The sequence below is a fragment of the Chryseobacterium sp. GVT01B genome (assembly GCF_019970045.1).
Classification (GTDB): Bacteria; Bacteroidota; Bacteroidia; order Flavobacteriales; family Weeksellaceae; genus Chryseobacterium.
The window spans coordinates 230,704-256,412 of record NZ_JAHXYI010000007.1 but is presented as its reverse complement, the minus strand read 5'-3'; the positions used below and the strand labels follow the sequence as shown (position 1 = coordinate 256,412).

Annotated in this window: 16 protein-coding genes, 1 tRNA gene and 1 pseudogene; 6 read left to right on the top strand and 12 right to left on the bottom strand. The window is 36.2% G+C overall.

The genetic code is table 11. From position 1 onward, the window contains the following. Positions 1-49: 49 nt before the first annotated feature. From LC457_RS18425 to LC457_RS18415, 3 genes are all read left to right on the top strand, one after another. Positions 50-136 (top strand) — tRNA-Ser (locus LC457_RS18425). Between the two features lie 190 nt (positions 137-326). Next, positions 327-743, top strand: a complete 417-nt coding sequence (locus LC457_RS18420; RefSeq protein WP_223601172.1) for a hypothetical protein — start codon at positions 327-329, stop codon at positions 741-743. 173 nt (positions 744-916) lie between these two features. Next, complete coding sequence (locus tag LC457_RS18415) at positions 917-1,651, top strand: hypothetical protein (RefSeq protein WP_223601171.1); 735 nt, start codon at positions 917-919, stop codon at positions 1,649-1,651. Positions 1,652-1,719: 68 nt separating this feature from the next. Here LC457_RS18415 and LC457_RS18410 read toward each other — a convergent pair whose 3' ends face one another. Beyond that, positions 1,720-4,191, bottom strand: coding sequence for a TonB-dependent receptor (locus LC457_RS18410; RefSeq protein WP_223601170.1), 2,472 nt, complete (start codon positions 4,189-4,191; stop codon positions 1,720-1,722). Between the two features lie 436 nt (positions 4,192-4,627). On the opposite strand from LC457_RS18410, the gene LC457_RS18405 reads away from it, so the two are divergent. After that, positions 4,628-5,431, top strand: coding sequence for a DUF2490 domain-containing protein (locus LC457_RS18405; RefSeq protein WP_223601169.1), 804 nt, complete (start codon positions 4,628-4,630; stop codon positions 5,429-5,431). A gap of 117 nt (positions 5,432-5,548) precedes the next feature. Here the strand turns inward: LC457_RS18405 and LC457_RS18400 are convergent, their stop codons facing one another. Together LC457_RS18400 and LC457_RS18395 are read right to left on the bottom strand one after the other, a co-directional pair. Further along, positions 5,549-6,244 carry a hypothetical protein gene (locus LC457_RS18400; RefSeq protein ID WP_223601168.1) on the bottom strand — a complete coding sequence of 232 codons (696 nt, stop codon included), beginning with the start codon at positions 6,242-6,244 and terminating at the stop codon, positions 5,549-5,551. Positions 6,245-6,603: 359 nt separating this feature from the next. After that, a complete protein-coding gene (locus LC457_RS18395) occupies positions 6,604-8,136 on the bottom strand; it encodes a M20/M25/M40 family metallo-hydrolase (protein ID WP_223601167.1) in 1,533 nt (510 codons plus the stop codon). A 184-nt stretch (positions 8,137-8,320) separates the two neighbouring features. Between LC457_RS18395 and LC457_RS18390 the strand changes: the two genes are divergently transcribed. Continuing rightward, positions 8,321-8,929 carry an FMN-dependent NADH-azoreductase gene (locus LC457_RS18390; protein ID WP_223601166.1) on the top strand — a complete coding sequence of 203 codons (609 nt, stop codon included), beginning with the start codon at positions 8,321-8,323 and terminating at the stop codon, positions 8,927-8,929. Between the two features lie 264 nt (positions 8,930-9,193). Here the strand turns inward: LC457_RS18390 and map are convergent, their stop codons facing one another. Continuing rightward, positions 9,194-9,958 carry a type I methionyl aminopeptidase gene (gene map / locus LC457_RS18385; protein WP_223601165.1) on the bottom strand — a complete coding sequence of 255 codons (765 nt, stop codon included), beginning with the start codon at positions 9,956-9,958 and terminating at the stop codon, positions 9,194-9,196. A gap of 547 nt (positions 9,959-10,505) precedes the next feature. On the opposite strand from map, the pseudogene LC457_RS18380 reads away from it, so the two are divergent. After that, a pseudogene (locus LC457_RS18380) lies at positions 10,506-10,724 on the top strand (XRE family transcriptional regulator); the annotation flags it as partial. Between the two features lie 130 nt (positions 10,725-10,854). Here the strand turns inward: LC457_RS18380 and LC457_RS18375 are convergent. From LC457_RS18375 to LC457_RS18340, 8 genes are all read right to left on the bottom strand, one after another. Further along, the gene (locus LC457_RS18375; protein WP_223601164.1) at positions 10,855-11,409 is read right to left on the bottom strand and encodes a hypothetical protein; all 555 of its coding nucleotides are present in this window, start codon (positions 11,407-11,409) and stop codon (positions 10,855-10,857) included. A 52-nt stretch (positions 11,410-11,461) separates the two neighbouring features. Then, complete coding sequence (locus tag LC457_RS18370) at positions 11,462-12,013, bottom strand: hypothetical protein (RefSeq protein WP_223601163.1); 552 nt, start codon at positions 12,011-12,013, stop codon at positions 11,462-11,464. Positions 12,014-12,068: 55 nt separating this feature from the next. After that, complete coding sequence (locus LC457_RS18365) at positions 12,069-12,617, bottom strand: hypothetical protein (RefSeq protein ID WP_223601162.1); 549 nt, start codon at positions 12,615-12,617, stop codon at positions 12,069-12,071. Between the two features lie 2 nt (positions 12,618-12,619). Next, positions 12,620-16,342, bottom strand: a complete 3,723-nt coding sequence (locus LC457_RS18360; protein ID WP_223601161.1) for a DUF6443 domain-containing protein — start codon at positions 16,340-16,342, stop codon at positions 12,620-12,622. Between the two features lie 5 nt (positions 16,343-16,347). Next, positions 16,348-19,170, bottom strand: coding sequence for a hypothetical protein (locus LC457_RS18355; protein ID WP_223601160.1), 2,823 nt, complete (start codon positions 19,168-19,170; stop codon positions 16,348-16,350). A 10-nt stretch (positions 19,171-19,180) separates the two neighbouring features. Next, the gene (locus LC457_RS18350; protein ID WP_223601159.1) at positions 19,181-20,809 is read right to left on the bottom strand and encodes a T9SS type A sorting domain-containing protein; all 1,629 of its coding nucleotides are present in this window, start codon (positions 20,807-20,809) and stop codon (positions 19,181-19,183) included. 278 nt (positions 20,810-21,087) lie between these two features. Further along, on the bottom strand, positions 21,088-22,545 hold the full coding sequence (locus tag LC457_RS18345) for a TolC family protein (RefSeq protein WP_223601158.1): 1,458 nt from the start codon (positions 22,543-22,545) through the stop codon (positions 21,088-21,090). Continuing rightward, positions 22,517-25,708, bottom strand: a complete 3,192-nt coding sequence (locus LC457_RS18340) for an efflux RND transporter permease subunit (protein ID WP_223601157.1) — start codon at positions 25,706-25,708, stop codon at positions 22,517-22,519. The genes LC457_RS18345 and LC457_RS18340 overlap by 29 nt, the downstream gene beginning before the upstream one ends. Between the last annotated feature and the right edge of the window lies 1 nt (position 25,709).

The window sequence follows — 25,709 nt, the reverse complement described above, 5'->3', positions numbered from 1 at the left end:
AGAATAATTTGGATATTAAAGAAATTACACTATTTTTGCAATCTCAAAAAGAGAGGTGTCCGAGTGGTTGAAGGAGCTACCCTGGAAAGGTAGTATACGGGTAACTGTATCGAGGGTTCGAATCCCTTCCTCTCTGCAAAAAAAATTAAAGCCTGTGCTAATGAAGCACAGGCTTATTTTTTGGTTAAAATTCTTGATTCATATTCAATTCTCAACCTCATAAGTATTTATACTCAAAAACATAATTGGTTATTTATACTATACAATATCATTTCTGTTCTTCGTTACTTTGAATTACAATCTAATCAACTAAAATCCAAATCAATATGACATCAACAAGTGTAAATGCAAATTCTTCAGGTCAATTAGTACTTGGAAACGGAGCACAGTTTTGGGTATATCTTTCACCTCAAAACGACACCGCCAGAATGATATCTACATGGCGCGTAACATTCTCACAGGGAAACTGGATGGATACGATTTCCAGTGAAAATCCGACCAAACAAATTCAGACTCCCAATCTTTCAGGGATCTTTGAGATTAAAGTAGAATTACTAAGCGGATCTACCGGTACATGGCGTCAGATTCCGCCTCAGAACGGAAGCCATAATGAAATAGGCTGTAACTCCAACTGTGCTTCTATGGTGGGCATCGTTGCAGACAGCACTAATCCTCCTATTGGCGCTATTAATGCCCACTTTTGGACAACATGGGATGCCATGTGTAAGACAGGGCAAAACTAAAATATAAATAAACCAGTCCATAAATCAGATTGCCACAGTATTTTGTATGCTGTGGCAATTTACTATTCCGTAAAACATTTTTCATATGCTGCATGACGAGAAAACTATTGAATCCAGAAATTTGTTTATTTCTTTTTTCACTAAATTCGCTTATTCAAACAGGACTTTTCAATATGTATACATTCAGGGCAGTATTCTCATTGTTATTATTTTCAACATTTTTTCTATTTCCGCAATTGGCGAAAGCCAGTGCCTATTGGATGGAAATTCACGGATCGGGAAAATTAAAAGATCCTGTAAAAGTTCAGGTTTTTTATGGTTTTATTGATGATCTTAGCGAGCGCCACCGGACCACCGGACCAGAATTTCATGAAATCAAAAATTTCCAATTCTTTATCCTGAATGCCAAAGGGGAAAAATCAAAGTTTGAATTACAAATGAAGGGAGACTATTGGGAAGGAACTTTCATCCCAGATCAGGAGGGAACTTACCGGATTTTAGGAATGAACGATCAGCAGCCCGTTCTTCTTCGTTCTAAAAATCCTGCTGAAAATGTAAAACCAATTGATTTTATGTGTAGTGCTTATCATGTCGGGAAACCTTCAGAGATGATGTCGCCAGCTCAGTTCATGGATATTATTCTTGAGGAGAAGAATGGCATTTATACTATTTCTCCGTACAGAAACATGAAACCTGTTGAAAAAGGAACTGTCATCAGGATATTTAACCCCGAAAACTGGGAGAAAAACATTTCTATTGATGAAAACCATCAGGCTGTATTTAAACCAACTCTTGCAGGGCTGTATGTAATCCGACAAGACTGGAATGACAATACTCCCGGAACTTTTCATGGGAATTCCTATGGAAAAATACGTTACCGGAATAATTACTGCCTTTGGATCAACTGATCTTATCTTAATCATAAAAATAAAAATCCCGAACATCAGTCCGGGATTTTTTCAATTATAATAATTATTTAAAACTTTAAAGAAACAGTTCCAAGAAAACGTGCCGGAGCCTGTGGCGTAAGACGTACAGACCATGCTTTTTCATTGGTTATATTATCGAATTTCAATCCTACTCTATATTTCGGCTGATCGTAAAAAATCCCAAGATCAAACATTTTATAAGATGGGATTATAACTTTCGCTGTTTGTGTATTGGTTTGATAAGAAGAGGAACCCATATTTCCTCCTCCACCTATTCCAAGGCCTTTTAATTTTCCTTCAGAGATCCGGTAGCTGATCCAGAAATTGTACATATTGGCTGGGCCTGATAATGCAGGTCTTAAACCGTCAACAGAAGGATTGGCATTGGTATATTTACTGTCATTATAAGCATATCCCGCCACGATATTGAATCCATCAAACGGATTGGCAGTAATTTCAGCTTCTATTCCTTTGCTTAGCTGTGTTCCGTCCTGTATTGAATAATTGACATCATCAGGGTTGCTTCGTAAAATATTATCTACACGAATGTTATAATAGCTTAACGTTCCTACCAGTCTGTGATTGAAAATATCTGCCTTCACCCCAAATTCCAACTGATTGGCATATTCCGGTCTGAATGTATTTCCATTGATATCAACACCGCTTACGTTATTGAAACCATTCATATAATTTCCAAACAAGGAAACCTTATTTTTCAATATTTCATATACGATTCCCATCTTAGGTAAAAAAGCGGTCTGTCCATAGGGACCTGACTGGGTTCCGCTATTGCTTAAACCTCCTTTAATTTCCCCTGTAGTAATATCATAAACTCCTTTAAACTGAAACCTGTCTACCCTCAAACTAGCCATTACCATAAGCTGGTCTGTAATATTGAATACATCCGATACATACGCCGCATAGGTATTGTCGCTATTGTTTTCTTTTCTGAAAGCAGAAGTTGCCGTAAGGGCATCGATGATATTCTGATTCACTCTGAAATCCGCTGAAGGATGAACAAAGTTGAATACTTTGGTATTGGTATGATAACGGTCGAAATGATTGGAATTGTTATAATAATCCAATCCCACCACCATTCTGTTTCTGAAACGCCCGATATGGAAATCTCCAATAAAATTCTGCTGGATATTGGTGGCAATAAATGAAGTTGTTCCCACCATTACCTGAGCACTTGCTGTAGAGTCTGTTTTTCCGTTAATTGCAGAAATGTATCCTTTGATTGTTGATCTTGCACGTGATAATATAGTCTGGGAAGTCCAGTTTTCTGAAACTTTATAGTTCAGCTGGGCAAAGATATTCATCATCTGCGTATCATACGCCAGATCATCTCCTAAGAATTTTTTATAATACGGAAATTTCATATCTGCAATAGACTGTGTTTTGTTATTTCCTGTATAAGGATTGAAACGAACAACAGATGTTCCTTTTGCCTGATTAAATTCCACATCAAGAAGAAGCGACATACGATCGTTGATCTGGTAAGAGAAACTAGGTGCAATCGCTAAAGAATTGGTAAACCCGAGGTCCTGAAAACTCTTTTCAAAAGTTCCCGCTGCATTAAGACGGAAAAGAGCAGTTCTATCTTTATTAACAGGAGTATTCACATCTACTGTTAACCTGTTATAACTCCAGCTTCCACCCACATAGCCTACTTCACCGCCAAAATTATTATAGGGCTTTTTCGTCACTCTGTTGTAGACTCCACCGTAGCTGCTGGCAACACTTTTCCCGAATAATGTAGCTGACGGTCCTTTAATAGCTTCTATACGTTCAAGGTTTACAGGATCAATCACTGAGAATGCTGCTCCTGCCACTCCATTTCTTGCATTAGGCTCTGTTTCAAATCCTCTTGAACGGAATGTTACTCTCCCCTGATTGGCAATCATGGGCACTCCTGCTCCCGGTACATTTTTAGAAATACTTCCCAGATCTACAGCAACCTGTTCCTGAAAAAGTTCTTTTGTCACCGTATTGTATACTTGTGGATTTTCTAAGTTTTTTAAGGGTAATCTTGCTACAAACCCGCTTTCTTTCTTGGAAAATCTGTTGGTGTTTTTCATGATAACCACCTCTTGTATCGCCTGAATATTTTCTTTGGTAAGCTGATAGTCCAGTTTTGTATCTTCTCCTGTTTTAACCTCAACAGGAAGACGGATTTCCTTACTTCCCAGAATTTGTAATTTTAGGGTATAAGAACCTGCATTAAGATTTTCAAAATGATAATTCCCTTCATCATCTGTCAGGGTTTGTCGATCTGTTTCAAGTAATGAGACTGATATTGCTCTCAGAGGCTGTCCGTCTACCATACTCACTTTTCCGGTTATTCCACCATGTAAATCCTGTGCATATAGAGTTGCAAAGCTCAGAAACGAAAAGAAAAGGATGAGCAGCTGCTTAGACCATTGTATCTTGTGATGGGTAGGTATATCATTCTGAGGAATAGCTCCAGAATGATCCATATGCCCTGATGAGAGCATACATTCATTTGATTGTATCATTTTTTCAGCCTTATTTAAAATAATTATAAATAAAGGTGCAAAATAACGGAATAGCAAATTCTCCCACAATATTAATTTGAATTATTCTAAATAAATTTTAACAAATATTATATTCTTTCTGAAAATAGAAATAGTAAAACAATTGCATACGTCAACTGTAAAAACTGATTAATCATTAGTTATCCACTTTTCCACAAGTTATTAACATTTTATCCACAATCATTATTTGATTCAAAAAACTCTATTCCTAAATCTATCCTAAATCATCTCTTTATTTTGTCATGTTTTTAAACAGTATTAAAAGTTTTTGAATAAACATTCTATGAACAAAGCCTCTAATTTTGACACCTTAAAGTATTCTCACTGCGTATCAATGGTACTTTTGCCCAACTTATGGTTTCGCAGTCATTTAAAACTAACAATAAAGCAGTTACCCATGATGTTGAGCATAAAGAAACTTTTTGCCGGATTATTTTTATTGGGCTTTATCGATTCAACCTTACAAGCACAGATCAGTCCACCCGGTTTGGGAGATGCCAATACCGCATTCTGGGGAGCCTTTGGAGTAAAACGACAGCTGGATTCTTTAGGGAAGAAACAGGCGTTAAGCTATATTGCCATCGGGCGAAAAAGCAGTCCGGATAATCATAATCTATTTTCAAAGCAGGCTATCATTGTCTTGAATCATGAAATTTACCATTCCTTTGCACCACATCAGCAGTACAGCTATGCTTTGAGCTACCGTCGGCAACCAAAATACGAAAGCAACGCTCCATATGATAAAGAAAATACGGAACAGGAATTCAGAATTTACGGAAGATATGCATATACTTTTGACCTTGGAAAGAAATGGAAACTAAAAAATACGGTGCGACAGGAATTCAGAAAGTTTTTTGATGCAGATTTTCATCAAGTAGAGGAAGGTTTTCAATTCAGAACGCGTATCAAGGGGCAATTAACCTATAATTTATCTCCTAAAAATAATCAAAAACTGGCATTGAGTGCGGAAGCACTGTTCTCCATCAGCCATCTTAATGAACCTGATCCGCAGTGGGGTTCTTTCGGGTATCGTGAAATGCGAATTGCAGCTTACTATATGTTTACAATCCCAAATTCTCCATTTACAGTAGATGTAGGATATATGGATGATCTTATCAGAGACAGCAGAAGTATTCATCATGGAGGCGTTCATTATCTGGCGGCGGACCTTATCTGGAATATTCCGTACAAAAAGAGATAATAAAAAGAATAATTCTATTACACCATATACAAAATCCCAGTCATTGCTGACCGGGATTTTTGTTTGAAACATAAGTTTCTCTGCAATATAATTAAGTATGAATGTTGGTGTAAAATATTAGTTGCACAATGTCAGAAACTGGCGGCTCAACTGCACATTGAATTTGGCTTCAGCTTTGGAACGGGCATAGATAGTTTGCTTAAACGCATGTACCGTCTTCAGTTTTTGATCTATGAATTCAGCAATCTGCACAACAGAGAAAAGAAAATCTCTGTATACCGCCATACTCACCGTCTGACCATAGTATGGAAGATAAGCTTTCAAAAAAGGAATGGCTTTCTGATGGCGATTGTAGCTGATACAATATCCTACTCCTTCCATAGAGGTAATAATAGCATAGTGATTAAGATAATCCTGAATATTTTTGGTACCGTCCAAAGCATTTGGATTTTTTGAACAAAACTTATTAATCTTATCCAGAATATGCTGGGCATACTCCATCATGGAAATATTTTTAAATTCAAAAACCTGGTTCATTCCATTGGATGGAGAAGTTCCGTTTTCACAATCAATACAGAATGAGATCCCGATTTTTTCATGATAAGGAAAAAAGCAGTCTTTCACTTCAATGGAAGCATCCGGCTTTAGCATGTCATCTGTAAAATTATAATAGACATACGGACTGTAAAGTTCAGCAAGAGCATTCAAATAGTCTGTTTCGCTGGTATTATGATATTCTTCAAACCATTTTTCAAGGTTGTCGTAATAATTACTTTCAAAGTCGTTAAAGTTTAAGTAAAATGGCAATTCCATAGCTCTGTAATTTTGATATGACAAAGCTATATCCGTAATGCGACAAAACTTGACGCAATATATTTTTTTGTAAAAAAGATTTGAAAGATTGTTAAGTCAATGGTCAATTTTTGCTTCGCAAAGTCAATTGTGAAAGATTAATAACGCTAAGGTTCGCAAGGGTTTATTATACTATACAGAATTTATTTGTTCGCAAAGGCACTTCGTTCAGCTAGGGTATAAGTTTATCAATTGCTGAGTGAAAAGCCTTTGCGATCGTTTTTAAAAACATTAAAATATCTTAGCTAACTTTGTGTTAAAATCTATGTATATGTATCAAAATTTGCGAGTGCAGCGAATTGACTATTCAACATTGACGTTTATTTGTCGTAATTCTTCATGATGTACTCAAAATAATGAATCATCTTCAGATAATTTTCAATGCTAAGATATTCATTGGTACTGTGAATACTTTGTTGTTCAGCACTGTTGATCTTAATCGGCATGAACCTGTAGACGTTTTTGCTTACAATTTCATATTTACCGGCATCAGTTCCAGCCATGGTAAGATATGGGGTAACAATAGCTCCAGGATGAATTTCTTTAACTCCGGCTTCTATCATTTTAAAAGCTTTCGTATTGGTTGGAGAAATTGCAGAAGCTTCTCTTGTATTGTCAATTTCCTCTACCTCCACATCAAAACCTTCAGTTGCTTTAGCTATATGATCCCTTACATCCTTCACTGAGTTTCCGGGAAGTAATCTGAAATTAACCACAAATTCAACTTCAGGAGAAAGCACATTGGTACCGTCACTTCCTTTCATCATTGTCAGCGCTGTTGTTGTTCTTACCAATGCGTTGGTTGTATTATTTTTAGTGAGTTGTGAAATTAAAACAGGTTTTAAAAGCCATTGATTGGCCAGTGCCATTCTTGTTGTAAAAGGCATTTCACCTCCGATATTATTAAAAAACTCTTTGATTAACGGGGTAATCACAGGTTTCATCTGATCATCTTCCAAACGCTGCATGATAACAGCTGCTTTTCCGATAGCACTTTCCATGGGAGGCATAGAAGAATGCCCGCCAAGCCCTTTCACTTTAATTTTTGCGGAAAGAAAGCCTTTTTCAGCACATCCTACAACAGCAACATCTGTATCTATCCCTGCCACATTTCCCTTTCTCATAATTAATCCACCTTCATCATACACTGCATCAAACTTCAATCCTTTTTTCTTAAAATAATCTGCAATCTGAATAGCACCTTTTTGTCCGCCAACTTCTTCATCAAAACCAAACGCCAGATAAATATCGCGTTGTGGAATCTGTTTATTTTTAATCATAGAATTCATGGATTCCATTAAAGAAAAGAGCATTCCCTTCATGTCTATCGCTCCTCTTCCATAGATCCTTCCATTAGCTACAGCTCCGGAAAAAGGGGCAAAATCCCAGTCTTCCGCTACTTTTGCAACAGGTTCTGCCGGCTTATCATCCGGACGGAATATATTTTCTTCATTATTTTTTATATCTGCATCTCCAGGAGGAACAACATCCATATGGGAAAGAAATAAAATGGGTTCCAGGGCAGGATTGCTTCCTTTAAGTCTGAACACCAATCCATACTGATTCACCTCAACATTTTCTGTATTCTGATATACTAAGGGGTAAGAAGCTTTTAAATAAGTTTTGAACTGATCAAAGGGTGCATAGTCAAATTCCCCTAAACTTCCTGTAGAAACGGTTGGGACCTTTATTCCTCCCGACAGCCTCATCACTGCAGAATCATTTTTTATGGGTTTCCATCCTTCGCCTGCTCCGATATTATTTTTTTTAAAAGGATAAGTAAATGTTTTAATCAATACTACAGCGGCCAGAATGACAATGATTCCCAGAAGGATTAAAAGAACTTTTTTCATAGCAGATAAGTTTTGTGAGGTGGTTTGATCCTATAAATATAGCAAAGTATTTGGTGCCTAACAATTTAAAACCGGGCTTTTTCAATCAAAACTATTGAATGCTGCTGTTTAAAATTTTAACCTGATCAAAATGGAGCTTCATGTCCCCATAATGAAAATCTAATCGTCATTAGAATAAAAAAGTATGAAGAATATTCTGCACATTATTTCCAGCGCAAGAGGAGAACAGTCTTATAGTAATAAATTGAGTTCTTTCATCTTAGAAAGACTTTTGCAACAGGGCAATATCAATAAGATTACAGTCCGGGATCTGATTAAAAACACTCCACCTCATGCTGATGAAGTGTCTATTCATGAGTTTTATAAGCATCCAGCATTGTATGATGAGCAAAGTCAACAGCTTCTTTCATATGCCAATATGATTGTAAATGAAGTGCGTGAGGCAGATATTATCATCATCGGAACTCCCATGTTTAATCTGGGAATTTCCACTCCTTTGAAAGCATGGCTGGATCAGCTGATCCGGATGGGAATAACTTATGTTTTTGATGAACATTGGGACCGTGTAGGACAATTTAAAGGTAAAAAAGTATATCTAGCAGTTGCTTCCGGTGGTAAGAGAGCTGAAGGTGCTCCAGATTATATTTCTGCTTATCTGAAGGATGTTTTCAGAAATTATACGGGAATTACTGATGTGGAAACCTATCGTATTGAAGGGACTATGGAGAATGGTTTTACAGCGGATTATGAAAGTATTTTAAAAGACTTTGGTACTGCCAATGAACTTTTTTAAAAGTAAATTTTATTGTAAACGCAAAGTTTTCTATTCTTGATTCTGAATATAAGGGAGCTAAGAAGGAATCAACAAGTTGATTGGATGAAGCTTTGGGGGCTTTTATAGTATTTTATACTTTGTTTTTAACGCAAGGGCGCAAAGTTTTTTACTACTGATGTATATTTTAAGGCGCAAGAAAATCAAAGATTTTCAGCAAGGAAATTATGATAAAATCTTGCGTCTTAAAAATAGTTATGATTGCTCTTATCGTTGCGGTTTCTTTTAATTCAGGATTTCGTTCATTTCGGTGAGAATGATTGGTTTTCCATCGGTGATTACAATGGTATGTTCGTGCTGAGCCATATAGCCGCCTTTATTTCCTACCATTGTCCATCCGTCTTTCAATTCTACTGCAATATTGGAATCAGTGGAAATAAAAGTTTCAATAGCCACCACAGAGTTTTTCTTAAAACGTCTGGAATCAAAACGGTTTTTGTAGTTCAGTAATTCATCAGGCTGCTCGTGTAAGCTTCTTCCTACTCCATGTCCTGCAAGATTTTTAATAACCTTAAGACCTCTTTTCTTCGCTTCTGTTTCCATTAAATGCCCTATGTCAGCGATTTTCACTCCACCTTTTATATTGTCAATAGCTTTCTTTAAAATCTCTTTAGATGCCTCCACCAATTTCTGATGTCCATGAATATCTTTTCCGATGACAAAAGAGCCACCGTTATCGGCCCAATATCCGCCCAGTTCGGCAGAAACGTCAATATTGATAAGATCACCTTCTTTCAAAATCCTCTGATCGGTAGGAATACCGTGACAGAATTCATTATCCACGCTGATGCATGTCCAGCCTGGGAATCCGTAGGTCAGATAAGGAGCAGATTTTGCCCCGAAATCTTCCAGTATTTTGGCTCCATACTCATCAAGATCTTTTGTGGTCATACCTGGTTCAGCATACTCCATCATCTTTTTCAAAGTATAGGCAACAGCTTCACTTACTTTTTGCATTCCGATCATCTGATCTTCGTTAGTGATTGACATAGTTTTATTTTGATTGTTATTGAGAACTACAAAGTTAGGAAATTAAAATATTCTGATACGATTTGTTTTAATTCCTAAAACTCGTGTATTGAAAAATGAAATTATCAGGTACTTTAATATCCTTCTCCCCACTTCACCCCCCCTCTACCCCCTTGGGTAAGGGGGTATATCCTGTTATATAAGGGGCTAAAGGGTGTTCATTAACGGTCTCCAGCCACTTTGATAAGTAGGTAAAGGTACTTATGAAAATGGTTGAGACGGTTGTAAAGTAGTTATACCTATTTGATAAGGTACCCAGAGATATTTACAATAGTGTTTGAAAGCATTTCTTAAATGGCTGGAGACAGTTTACGAAATGGCTATAGCAAATTAATGAGCGACTGCAGAGACTTACTATAGTGGCCGAAAACACTTCCGAAGTCGCTGAATACAGTTTATAAACTAGTTCCCGACATTTTAACAGGTATCACAGGAATATTTTACCGGATATTTTTACCCTTTACTTTACAGAATGTATTCTCTTTGAATATTCACAAATTGATTAAGAATGGACTACAAAATACATCAGGAAAGAAATGTAAAACATTTTAGAGAAATGCTAGGAATAAAGTAGGAAGCATTGGCTCTGGATCTGGGCGATGACTGGAACCAAAAGAAAATTTCTTTACTTGAACAAAAAGAAACCATTGAAAACCAGTTGCTCGAAAAAATATCAGAAGTACCGAAAATCCCCGTAGAAGCTTTTCAGAATTTTGATGAGGAGCAAAAATTGTTTGATAAATAACAACTTCTAGAAATACTATTCCTGAAAATAATAGCGTATACAATATTGTTTTTTTCATTGTTACTTGTGTTATAAAATACAAGAGTAGAATTTTTCTACTCTTGCTTAATAATTAGTCTTTTATATATTGGTTTTTAGCATTTAATATTTTCTTTGGAGGATAACTCTTAAAGTAAATAGTATACTTTTTATTTTCCAATTTTTCTATTATTTCAACATAATATTGAATTTGACGCTCTTTTTCATATTCTACTATGATATAATAAACAACTTTTTTATTTGGAATCCATTTTTCAGAAATAAAATGCGTATAGATTCTATTTTGTATATGAAATATAGGAATATTAAAAAAGTCTCCTACTAAACCGCCGCCGCCAACAATTTTAAAATTCTGATCAAATGATCTCGTTAAAAAAAATTCTCTGGCAATAGAAGAATCTTTTTTATTTTTTAAGAAAAATAAATATTTATAGTCCTTTACATTTAAACCTAGTTTTTTATTACTTTTTGCAAATGTAGTATCAATAATCATTTTTTTGCTTCCATAGATTCTTGAACCCATGAAAAAATTTTCAAATTTTTTATATTGATACTGTTTATAAATATATGCTCCAGCCATGAATACTATTCCCGAAAATAATAGCGCATATAAAACTGTTTTCTTCATAAGTTTGTGTCAATAAAACAAAAGCAGAATTTTTCTGCTTTTGTATAATAAATTAATCTTTTATATATTGATTTTCAACATTTAGAATCTTCTTTGGTGGATAGCTCTTAAAATAAATAGTATATTTTTTATTTTCCAATTTCTCTGTCATTTCAAAATAATATTGTATCCTCTTATTTTTTTCATACTCAACTATAAGATAAAATGCAGATTTTTTATTAGGAACCCATTTTTCAGGAATAAATTTCAGGTAAATAGAATTTTTTACACCATATATCGGGTGATTACCAATTATACTTCCACTTGAGCCTCCTCCTGTAATTTTAAAATCACTATTAAATGATGTTGTAAAAGAGACATCACCTAAAGCCTCGTCATCATTAATTTTTAAAATAATTGAATATTTATAACTTTTTATATTTAGCCCCATTTTTTTATAATTTTCAGCAAGCGCAGTATCTGGAACGATTTTACCACTACCATAAAGTCGAGCATTCATAAAAAAATTTTCAAATTTTTTATATTGATACTGGTGATAAATATATGCTCCAGCCATGAATACTATTCCCGAAAATAGTAGTGCGTATAATATTGTTTTTTTCATTGTTAATTGTGTTATAAAATACAAGAGCAGAAAAATTCTGCCCTTGCACAATAAATTAATCTTTTATATACTGGTTTTTAGCATTTAAAATTTTCTTTGGTGGATAGCTTTTAAAATAAATAGTATATTTTTTATTTTCCAGTTTTTCTGTTATTTCAACATAATATTGAATTTGACGTTCTTTTTCATATTCTACTACAACATTATAACCTATTTTTTTATTTGGAGTCGATTTTTCAGAAACAAGATCTAGATAAATTTTATTTTTTATACGAAATATAGGAATATTAATAAAGTCTCCTCCAGATCCCCCTCCTCCAACAATTTTAAAATCTTTATCAAAAGAATTTGTTAGAAAAAAATCTCTGGAAAATTCGTTGCCATTTTTTAAGAAAAATGAATATTTATAGGTATTTACATTTAGTCCAAGTTTTTTATTGCTTTTTGTAAATGTGGTATCAATTGTCATTTTTTTACTGCCATAAACTGTTGAACTCATAAAAAAATCTTCAAATTTTTTGTACTGATATTGATGATAAATATATGCTCCAGCTAGAAATACTATTCCTGAAAATAGCAGTGTATATAATATTGTTTTCTTCATTGTTATTTCTTTTTTATTTGATAATTATAATCTTTTGTTTGAATAGGAGGGCCTAAAAATTCAAATTTGGTAAGTGGTATATATCGGATTCCCTCAGCAATCATTAACGTATTAAGGTTGTAAGATTGATAATTAGTTGGACGACCAAACTGCAAAGACATTTTTCCATTGTTCTCTCTAACATTAAAAGGGTAAGACATTGTCATATATGCAGTATGAGAATCTTTTACATTTGCTTTTGCATCTATCTTTCCAAGCTTTCCTTCTAGAGTTTGCTCTTTATTTGTAATTTGAAATTGGATATTTAAAACTCCTTTACCATTTCCTGTATATTGTATATCTGCACTTCCATCTGACTTGGCATCATAAGCACTACTATCATAAGCTACTGGCTTTTTACTTGTGCTAATACTATACTCCCCATTTTTCAATTTTATAATTGTAATAGCAAGGTTAAGACCTGCCACAACATTATTTACTTTTTTAAAATCAGCTGTATTAAAATACTTATTATTATAAGGATTATTATCCAGCATAGATTCCGAAGAAAACTCAGCTCCTTTTGTTCCTTTCAGCATTCCTTTCTTTTCTGTATAAAGATAATCCCATTCTCCAAACTGAAATTCAAAATTTAAAGTTGTTGATGGAGGATCTTGGATGCCTTGTAATGCATCTAGCAAATTTCCTATTGTTATACCACTTCCTCCTCCTCCTTCATCAGATGTCCGTCCTAGGAAATTGGTCATTAAAGACCTTCCTCCTATTATAGCAAAAGGATTTGCCTGTCCTGAAGTATCAATAGTTCCATCCTCATTAAACCATCTGCCATCTACATCAAAGTTTGATATAGGATTATTGGCTACGTAAGCGTATGGATTTGTAGAATGATAGCTTTCTGCCAGCTGATCTATCCCGTTCCATCTTCCAATATCCGGCATATACTCTCTCCAGCCGTAGCTGTACATGCCCGTTTCCTGAAGTTCTTTGCCGTTGTATTTGTTATCTTTATAACTTCCCCGTCCAAAGAATGCATTTCCTGTTTTCAGGTGATTCATCCCAAAAGGATAGTAATCATTAGAATCTGTAATCTCAAGAGCCCCTGCGCTGTTTCTTCCGTAAGAAATCCTTACATTCCCCAAATGATCTTTGTATTGGTAAATATACTGATCTTTCAGATAATCGTAAAATCCTTCTGCAGTGGGTAAATACTGTAAGTCCGGAGTTTTCAGACTGGCGGTAAAGCTTCCTCCTACAGGCTGTACAGTAGGATCTGTAACGATGCTATAGGCCTGTGGCTGCATTGCTCTGGCAGACATGGAAGAAAGTGTCAACGCTTCCGAGCCGCCTGAACCAGAATTTTCTGTTCTTACATATTGAAAACCATCTAAATAATCTGTAATTCTTTTTGTGGTTGTAAAGCCATTAAATCCGGTAATTGTTGTTGTGTTTTCTTTTGACAGCTTTGTTCCATCTGCCCTGTATTTTGTAATGATGGCAATATCTTCATTTCCGTTTTTGTTTAAGTGAAGACTATTGGGCAGATTCAAATAATTGTATTGAATAGAATTAATTCCCTTATCCGGCATGGTCAGCATATTTCCATTCTGGTCATAGGTGATGGTGTTTCCTCCACCTTCATAACCTGTCGGGTTTTGGGAAATATCATTGATGTTTTTTGCCTGATTTCCAGTGTAGGTATAATTCAGATTATCAATTACCGTTGCCGTATTGCTTCCATATTCTGCTAGGGAAGTTCTGTACAGATTGCTGATGTTTCCGTTGAGGTCATATGATAATGATTCCGTATTTTCTTTGCTGTACGGGTTGCCTGGGTTTTGATAATAACCAGCCGTCATTCTGTTCATTGAATCATAAGCATAGCCGTATCTTTTTGGGGTAAGTGAAGGATTTACCCCTACTGTTTCTACCGACCTCCAATCTACTTCTGTAATATTTCCATTATATTTCGGGGTTACATTTTTTCCTGCAAATTGTGCCGTGTCCGGATTATCGATCCCATTTTTTTTGTTATACTTAATGGCATAGGAAAAAAGTTTCCCTCCCAGATCTGCCAATCCCATCTGGTTCTTATTGACATCAGACAGCCAACCACGGATATTGTAGGTATAATCTATACTCTGAAGATTATTGCCTACTTTTTTATTGATAAGTTGAGAAAGTTCATTATAGGTGTTTTCTGACAATAATTCTTCAGGTTTATCATCTACCTGATGGTAATGCTGTAAAAGCCTGTTCTGAAAATCATAAACATAACGTTTTTTAATCAATACTCCCGGTTCACCAGATTTTCTCACTTGATAAACATTGTTTTTTTGAACTACCCCTGCAAAATCCAACTCAGATTCAGTTTTGGTATTTCCACCTAAATGATTAATAGAATTGGTTCCAATCACTCTTCCTTTAGAATCATAATATATATAGCTTTTTGTCCAGTTATCGTCTTCAATATTCTTTACCAAGTTCATTACAGGAAGACTTTTCGTGCTTACTGCATTGGCTGCTGAATTATCAGAAAGCGGTAACTTTCCCATAATGGAAGAAGGAAAAGCCGGATTGAAGCTGTAGGAAGGATAAGTGTCATAGTAATTAACACTTAAGATCTGGGTAACATTGCTAGGAGTAGATACTTTAGTATAATATACAGGCAGGTCATTTAAGACAAATCCTGTTGTAGCAGTTCTGGTTTCATATAAATTGGTATTGATGTTGACACTGTTTTGCATGGATGTTCTGCTGGCAGGATTATTGGTGATCCCAGTGTAAATGACTCTTCCAAACTGATCGTATTTGGTAAAAAGCCATTGTCCTTTTCCTTTCAGGATTGTATCCTGAGACAAGATAAGTTGATCAGCCTTATTATACACCATATATTCCCAGCCTTTTCCTGGAAGTTTCTTCTCCACCAGTCTGTTCCAGCCATCATACCTGTACTGATAGCAAAGGTTATCCAATACAGTCTGTGTTAATGTAGAAGCAGAAGCTAACGGAGGTATTGTATATACTATATGACCATATTCGTTATACACATAATAGGTGTCTGCATTACGTGCCCCATATTTTTTTCTTGTTAAAATGGTCTGCCCTTTCTTATTTTTGAATTGGGTAGTTACATTACCATCTTCATCTGTAACAGCAGATTTGTATAGCGTATTTTCCGAATAGGTTCCTGAAAGACTTGGTGCACCATTGGTTCGTCCTTCTATCCAGTTTGATACCACCTTATATATTTTCACTGAATCTGCTGTGTTATTTGCAGAATACGAAAACTGTATTGGATGCTCGGCCCAGTCGTTACCCACTTGTATTTGCTGCTGTGGTCTTCCCAGAGGAGAAGATTCCAATACTTTTTCGACATAGATTTTTTCATTTCCGTAGAAGGAAGAAGCATTGGAAAGCGGGTTGGCATATAAAGCTCCGTTTTGTGTCCCTGATTGCGGAACGGGAAGGTAGCTTTTTACCTGTCTTCCATACGCATCATATTCTACGGGAATGGCAATGTCTTTTCCGGAGGGAGTTGCTTTTACCGCTATATTTTGCTTTGCTCTTCCAAGACCGTCAAAATATTGTACGGATTCTGTTTTTTTGGAACAGTCTTCTGTTAAACAGTTTTTTTCATAGATATAGTTTTCTGTCGTAGTAAGGTTAGTTTGCGCATAGGTAGAACCAACCACAAACAAATTGAGTAGTACTAATATTTTTTTCATTGTGTTTAGTTTTTGTAGTTGTATTGATATTCTTTCAGGGTTACTCCGTTCATATCTACAATTTTCTCCAATTGATTACTGATATTATATCTATAGATTTCCCTAATCCCATTAGGTGAGGTGGTTGTTGTCATTCCTATGAGTGGATCATAGGTGATGGTGGTGATCTGAAAGTCCTTCAATGCGGCTGTTTTTCTGAAATTATCCAGTATGGTAAGAAATGTCCCTTCACTGTCGGGATTTTGAGCATCTGTATTGGAAGCATCTACAATAGCCTGAATGTAAGGGGATACCTGAGCGTAGGTTGCTCCTTCTATCTTAGCAATAGGCTGTGTTTTGTCATATCCGTACACAATAGCTGTGGGAATTCCTACGGAGGATGTGAACTGCAGAAGATTTCCTTTTTCATCATAGAGGTCAAATTTCACAGTCGTTTTTGTAGTTCCATCATTAATGTTAGTTGCCAATACTGAAGTAGGAAATGTATTGTTTGTATTACTATACTTTGTTTCTACTTTGGAAACTGTTTTCCCATCACTTTTTTCTTCAACTAATACCGGAACATTCATAATGTGGGCATTGGAAAGATTTGCATATCCTGTTTCCGGGTAGGTATAGAACTGTTCTATGGTGTTTCCATCCACTACTTTTTTAGTAGAAGCCACGTCAAAATTGAACACATTAAAATTGGTTTCGGACTGCTCTTCTATACTTTTGTTATTGTCAAAATAACTCGTGGAGGTAACAGATGATTTTTTGAGCCATGCTGTTTTGGAAGTCAAATTTTTATTACTCCAAAGGTAATAATCCTGGGCTCCAGGGATTTCTTCAAAAGTATAATTATTCTGCTCTGAAACAAGAAGCTTGTTTTGTGCATTATACACTTCTTTTTTATCCAGTAATCCTCCGCTCGTTAAAGAATAATAAGGCCAGTAATCTCCATTTTTAGAATAATCGTCAGGGGTTTTATAATAATATCTTGCATGCCCGTTATTGTTATCAACTTCCGTTATTTTAACATTTTTATACAATGGGTAACTATCAGCATTGATTGATGATTCCGGAGAAAATAGGAATCCCGATGAAGACTGGTTATCCGAAAAGTTATTATAATCAAATCTTGTGGTTTTTACAGGAAGTGTTTCCGTTCTGTTATTATAGTATTTAATACTAGCGATTCTAATACCACTTCCAGTAACTTTGTTGGGAAAAGGCTGGGAAATATGCTCTATCCCAAAAAAATTAGCTAAACCTTTACCTCCTGAACCTGTTACCATTAAAGTGTAATTTCCGGGTAAAAGATCATATTCTCTTACCGCATATTGGGAAGATCCACAAGCACTTCCGTAGATATATTCTCCTCCATTTTTTATAACATAGTCTACATAAGTGGGAGTATTCGTATCCCAATATGGCGGGGCAGGAAACAATTCATCTACGCCAAATACCAAATATACTTTCTTCGGTAATGTCCCCGAAATCGTAAAGGTATAATTGACTGCCTGATTAGTATTGTAATACAGATCTTTAAATGAAGATAGATATTGTACTTCTGCATCTATAAAACTGTTTCCACTTAGTATAGAGTTAACATAATTAATTTCACTTCGGTCCCTATAATATTGATTAGACTCAAAATTATATTCTATCACTCCTTTGGTCGGAGTAATTACTTTTTTTAAAATCCCTTGAGTAATTTTTGGAGTGAAAGAGGGATATAGATTATCACATAAAGAGCTTGGACTTATTCCTGGAGATGGAACCGCAGCAGAATCTCCATATTCAAATTCTGTTGTTTCAGAAACTGATCCATTCTTATCCATTTTTTTTAGTTTTGTTAAGGCTCTTTTATAATCAGTATTAAATGGATCTCCTGAAGTTGAATAATTATACCCAAATAATAGATATTCAAAATTGTAGCTGGAAATAATATGATCATAGTTATCTTTTAAACTAACTTTCTGGACCTGATAAGGATCATTCATACTGCCATCCAAAGCTGAATCATACAAATATTCAAATTCAATTTTTCCGAATCCCGGTGATATAATACTTTTTAATTTGCTTGTTTGATAGACAATCGTTGTTGAATTGTTCTTATATTTTATATCTTTTTGATAAGTAAAACTAGCAAGCTCAACATTATTACCATCTTTAATCTGCGATAAAAAGAAGGCTGATTTAAAGACTTTGCCTCCCGGTAAATATACATTTCGCTCCCGATTATTTCTACTATAATCATTAAATAAGTATTTAATTCCTTTAGTATCAGTTAATGTAAACGATTCAAGAATAAGCGTCGCATTGTTACTTGACCGGGTGTATTCAATCTTAATTTTATTGGAAGATAGGTTAACAAGTTCGAAAGTATTTGTATCAAGATTTCTTTTAAACTTGAATTTTCCAGAAAGTCCGGGAAGATTATAGTAATAAATATCATCAAAATTATTTTTAACATAATTTCCATTAGATGTATCATCATACATCTCATCAATATCATACTCTATACTTCTTGAAATAACTCCTCCTGCAAAAACCGACCAGCCAGTTCCTGATTGGCTGGCGGGTTCATTCTGTGAGACATTCATAGGATTGTAAGATAACCCAACATCTAAGTGTACACCGTTGTTAGAGGTTGGCAACCCTAACAAAGGAAATGAAATATCCGGAAGACCTGTTGCATTGGATACAGGGGTATTGCCATAGGTGGCAAGAGAAGAAACGGAAGGTACAGGTCTGGACAGATCTCCGAAATTAACCTGTTGCTGAGCATAAAGCTCCCCCATACCGACAATAGAAATTGCCAGTGAAATGATTGTTTTTTTCATTATCCTATGTTTATTTCTTAATCAATTTAGCATTCGCTGTTTTATTGTTATCCGTTTTTATAGTCACCAGATAAGCTCCCTGAACCAAAACCTGAGTATTGATTTTAGTCACTTTATTCTTTGTTTTTATACTCTGAAGCTGTCTTCCACTCATATCATACAGCAGAATATCTGCATCTTTAAAATCAAAACCGATTTCTACATAAGCATAATCAGACACAGGATTTGGATAGATCTTGATATCGTATTTTTCCATCAACTGATCAACCTGCTTGTCTCCCAGCTTTACAATCTTCCAGTTCTCTTTACCCAATTCTTCTGCACTTGTTCCTGCCAGAACAATAGAACCATCTCTATTAAGTTTTAAATCTGAAAGTCTTTCTTCTTTTTGTCTGGATTCTCCTTTTACATGCTTTCTCCACTGTTCATTACCATTCTGGTCCAAATACAGCATCCAGAAAGTTTCATCATCCGTTTGTATTCTTCCTTCTGCCTGAGTATAGCCTCCTAATAAAATTCCTTTGGAAGATTTGTCATCCGCAGAATGAAGAACGCTCATTCCCATCAGGATATCGCGGTTTTTGAAGTTGTAAGACTTCTGCCATTGTTCATCACCTCTTTCATTTAAAGAAATCAGCCAAAGATCTGTTCCTTCTTCCAATCCAACCGTTTTATTTCCTGATCTTTCTGATCTGGATTCTCCTCCAATGATGAAACCATTTGAAGTTAAAGCCAGGGTTCTGATATGATCATCACCCTTCCCTCCAAAATTCTTTTCCCATTCTACTTTTCCGTTTTTGTCTAATTTGACAATCCAGTAGTCTCCTTCACCAAAGTTTTCAGTTTGTTTCGAGTTTCGGGATACGGGATTCGAGTTTTGAACATTTGATCCAGAACCCGCATCTCGCATCTCGGAACTTTTTTCAGCTCCCGAAACACGAACCTCGGAACTTCTGGAATAAACTCCCAATAATGCTCCTCCATCTTTTGTTGGAATCATTTTTTCAACTTCATCTAAGCCTTTTCCGCCTAAAATTAATTGGGATAACTCTTTTCCGTTTTTATCGATTCTGGTAATTAAGACATCTTTGGAACCGTAACCTTTTGATGAGTTTTGTATATTTCCGGCAACAAAAAATCCTAAATCAGTAGTCTGGATAACTGCTCTGGCTTCTTCATCGGAAGAGCTTCCTAAAGTTTTCTGCCACAATTCATCGCCAAATTCATTAATTCTGATCAACCAGATATCTGATCCTCCTTTGGAATCCTCTTTTTTATCCAGTCCTTTTCCTGAATGAGATGTTCCGGCTAATAGAAACCCACCGTCCTGTGTGGTTACTGTAGCTGACAAATAATCATGATTTGATCCCGAGAAATATTTTTCCCAGACTTCATCTCCCTGCTGATTCAATTTTATCAGATGGAAATCGTAACCGTTATTTTGCTTATTTCCTGATGTTTGCTGCTTATTGCTTTGGATAGAGCTTCCCGTTATAAGATACTGCTGATCGATTGTTGTAGTAACCTGACTAAGAAAATCCTGAGTAGAGGATTTGATATCTTTCTGCCATACCACTTCCTGAGCAGATGTGCCCAGAATAGCGCATAAAGTTAGCGCTCCGAGATAGATTTTTTTCATTCCCGTGTTGTTGTTTTTTTGAGTTAGTAATTAGTTTATTAAAACTTCGCGAATTTAACACTTTTTAAGACATGAAAATCATTTTAATGTGGTATGCTGTAAATCATACTATTTATTATTAAATCCCCTTTTATTTATATTGAAATTCATTTTATTTTGGTGTAAAATTATCTCCGGATAACGACAAAACTTGTCGTATAAAAAATAAAAAAGGGCCAACTCAAAAGAATTGACCCTTCCAAAAAACATTAACTGTTTATTGATAGAATTATGATGTTTTATTTCCAGCCTCCACCTAAACTTTTATAGATGTCAACGACTGTACTGAGCTGTTTTTGCTTTGCCTCAATAAGTTCCATTTTGGCATCCAAAGCATCTCTCTGGTTCAAAAGAACTTCAAGATAATCTGCTCTGGAATTACGGAATAACTGATTGGCAATATCAATAGACTGATCCAGGGCTTTAGTTTCCTGAGATTTCAGCTGATAATACTGATCTATATTTTTAACCTTTGACATCAGATTGGCAACATCCAGATAAGCATTCAAAATGGTTTTATCATATTCGTACAACGCCTGAACCTGTTTTGCATCTGCAGTCTGGAAATTCGCTTTTATGGCGCTTTTGTTAATAAGCGGTCCTGCCAATTCACCTGCCAGATTATAAGCAATGGATTCAGGTAATTTAACAAGATAAGATGGTTTGAAAGCCTCCAGTCCCAATGTCGCAGAAATTTCCAGAGAAGGATAAAACTCTTTTCTTGCTGCTTCCACATCCAGCTTCGATGCTTTTAATTCCAGTTCCGCCTGCTTGATATCCGGACGGTTTGCCAATAACTGTGATGGAATTCCGGTATAGACTGTGGGAGGAATCGTAGACATGAAGTTTTCCTTTGTTCTCACGATCGGTTGTGGATATCTTCCTAACAGTGCATTAATTTCGTTTTCTTTCTCAGTAATTTGCTGACGGATTGTATATTCGGCAGCTTTGGATTTCGCCAATTCTGCTTCAAATTTCTTCACCGCCAGTTCCGTTGCAGCCGCAGCTTCTTTCTGAATTTTAGAAATTTCCAACGCTCTCTGCTGAAGCTTGATATACTGTTGTATGATATCCAACTGGTTATCAAGTGCCAGCAATTCATAATAATTATCCGCAACTTCTTCAATAAGATTAGACAGTACAAAGTTTTTACCTTCTACGGTAGAAAGATAATGGGCTACTGCAGATTCTTTTTCGGTTCTGAGTTTTTTCCAGATATCAATTTCCCAGCTTGCATTTAATCCTGCTTCAAAATTTCCCAGCGGATCCGGCATTTCTTTCCCGGGTTCTATTTCTGTAGTGGCATCACCCGCTCCTTCACTGGTATAGCGGCCAGCTTTTTTCAGTCCGGCTCCTATTCCTGCTGAAACAGTTGGAGTAAGTCTTCCTTTTTTAGCTAAAACACCACTTTTAGCAATTTCAATTTCCTGAAGGGTGATTAATAGTTCCTGATTATTTTTTAAAGCTGTTTCGATCAGGGTTACCAGGTTTGGATCTGTAAAGAACTGTCTCCATGGAGTTGTTCCGCTATTATTATTCGCATCCTGCTGTTCTTCCTGATTAAAGTTCTGAGGAATATTTTCTTTTACCTCGTCTTTTATGACAGTCGCCATAGGCGCCTTACAACTTGCAAGTACAAGTGATAAGGCAATGGCGGTGATTATATTTTTAGTCTTCAAATTTTCCATCATGTTCATAAGGTTCAGTTTGTTCTGTTAAAGGATTCTCTTCTTCATATTTTGCCAGTCTGGATTTGTCTGCAATGGTTCCGAAGATATAATACAATCCAGGGATAATCATCAATCCGAAAATGGTTCCGATCAACATCCCTCCTGCTGCTGCAGTACCAATTGTCCTGTTACCAACTGCTCCCGGTCCTGTTGCAATAACCAATGGAATCAAACCGGCAATAAATGCAAACGATGTCATCAGAATCGGACGGAAACGAATGGCAGCTCCTTCAATAGCAGCTTTTGCCACAGGTATTCCCTCTTCGGCTTTTTTCTGTACAGCAAACTCGACAATCAACACCGCATTTTTACCCAAGAGTCCAATCAACATGACCATCGCTACCTGTGCATAAATGTTATTCTCCAATCCTAAAAGTTTTAAGCATAAAAACGCTCCGAAAATACCAACCGGAAGGGATAAAATCACCGGAAGCGGAAGAATAAAACTTTCATATTGTGCCGAAAGGATAAGATAAACGAATCCTAAACATATCAGGAAGATAAATACGGCTTCATTTCCACGGCTTACTTCATCTTTGGAAATACCTGCCCAGTCGATACCAAAACCTCTAGGAAGAGTTTTATCTGCAACTTCCTGAATAGCCTTAATTGCCTGTCCGCTACTATATCCTGGTGCCGGAGTTCCACTCACCTCTGCAGAGTTATACATATTGTGTCTTGTAATCTCAGATAATCCATATACCTTTTCCAGTCTCATAAAGTCTGAATAAGGAACCATCTGGTCTTTATCATTTTTAACATACAGCTTCAACAGATCTGTTGGTAGAGCACGGTATTGAGGACCCGCCTGAACAATTACCTTATATGGCCTGTCAAAACGAATGAAACTCGTCTCATAGTTGGACCCGATCAATGTGGATAAGTTATCCATCGCTTTTTCAATAGTCACTCCTTTTTGTTCTGCAAGATCATTATCAATCTTAAGCATATATTGTGGGAAACTCGCGGAATAGAATGTAAATGCAGACCCAAGTTCCGGACGCTTCTTTAGCTCCTTTACAAAGTCATTACTCACCTGTTCCATTTTATGGTAGTCTCCACTTCCTGCCTTATCGAGTAAACGAAGTTCAAAACCTCCTGCTGCACCATATCCGGGAACGGATGGCGGCTGGAAGAATTCTATATTGGCACCCGGAATATTCTTCGCTTTTTCCTCAAGTTTTTCTATGATTTCAGCGGCGGATTCTTTACGTTCTTCCCAGCTTTTCAAATTGATCAGACAGGTTCCAGAGTTGGATCCGGTACCTTCTGTCAAAATCTCGTATCCTGCTAAGGATGAAACAGACTGTACACCATCAATGTCTTCAGATTCTCTTAAAAGTTCTTTAGCAATCTGATTGGTTCTTTCTAATGTAGATCCCGGAGGAGTCTGAATAATAGCATAAATCATCCCCTGATCTTCCGCCGGAATAAATCCTGAAGGTAAAGAGTTACTCAGGAAGAATGTACAGGCACAAAATGCTAACAGTAATGGCAACGTGATCGTTTTCTTCGTCACTGTTTTATTCAGCATCTTCTCATATTTCCCGGCACCTTTTGTAAAGAGGTTATTGAATTTATCAAGGAAAATAGTAACCGGAGTCTTCTTTTTAGGCTTACCATGGTTATTTCTTAAGATCAATGCACACAAAGCCGGTGTTAAAGTAAGTGCCACAACCCCGGATAAGATAATGGATGAAGCCATTGTAATAGAGAACTGACGGTAAAATACCCCAACCGGTCCGGACATAAATGCAATCGGAATAAATACGGATGCCATTACCAAAGTAATTGCGATAATTGCTCCACTGATCTCATGCATGGCTTCTTCTGTTGCCTTCAATGGAGAAAGATGTTTTTCTTCCATTTTGGCGTGAACGGCTTCAATGACTACAATTGCGTCATCTACTACAACCCCGATCGCCATTACCAAAGCAAAGAGTGAAATCATATTCAGGGTAATTCCGAATGCGGACATCACAGCAAATGTTCCTACCAATGAAACCGGAACGGCTAATGCCGGAATCAAGGTTGAACGCCAGTCTCCAAGGAATAGGAATACTACTATAGCAACCAAAATAAAGGCTTCAAACAAGGTATGAATTACTTTTTCCATGGATGCATCCAGGAATCTGGAAACGTCATAACTGATGTCGTAATGCATTCCTTTCGGGAAGTTATTTTTCTCAAGATCCTTCATCAATGCTTTTACGTTTTTGATAACATCGCTTGCATTAGATCCATAGGATTGTTTTACCGTAATTGCCGCGGAAGGTTTTCCATTCAATGTAGAATAAATATCATACATGGAGCTTCCGAATTCTATGTCTGCAACATCCTTCAGTCTTACAGATTCACCATCCGGTTTTGCCTTTAGGATAATGTTTCCATAATCTTTTTCATTGTTGAAACGACCCGGATATTTTAATACATATTCGAATGACTGAGAACGTTTTCCTGAGCTTTCTCCCGTTTTCCCCGGAGAAGCCTCCAAACTCTGCTCATTCAGAGATTCCATTACTTCATCAGCTGAAATATTATAAGCTGTTAATCTATCTGGTTTAAGCCAGATACGCATTGCATATTCACGCGTTCCCAGGATATCGGCAAAACCAACACCGCTTACCCTTCTCAATTCAGACATTACGTTAATATCTGCATAGTTGAAAAGGAATTTCTGGTCAGCTTTAGGATCATCACTATACAAGTTAATATACATCAACATGTTAGGTTCCTCACGTGTGATCTTTACCCCTTCACGTACTACAAGAGGGGGAAGTTTATTCACCACTGAAGATACACGGTTCTGAACGTTTACTGCTGCTACGTTGGGATCTGTACCCAGGTCAAATACAATCTGAATGGAAGCTTCCCCGTCATTTCCGGCATCCGAGGTCATATATTTCATACCCGGAACTCCATTTAATCCTCTTTCCAAAGGGATAACTACGGATTTAATCAACAATTCGTTGTTAGCTCCGGGATATTCTGCGGTAATATTTACTTTAGGCGGAGAAATGGATGGGAATTGTGTCACCGGAAGTTTTACCAATGATAATATCCCCATAAATACAATAATCAATGAGATTACTATAGACAGAACTGGTCTGCGAATGAATTTCTTGAACATA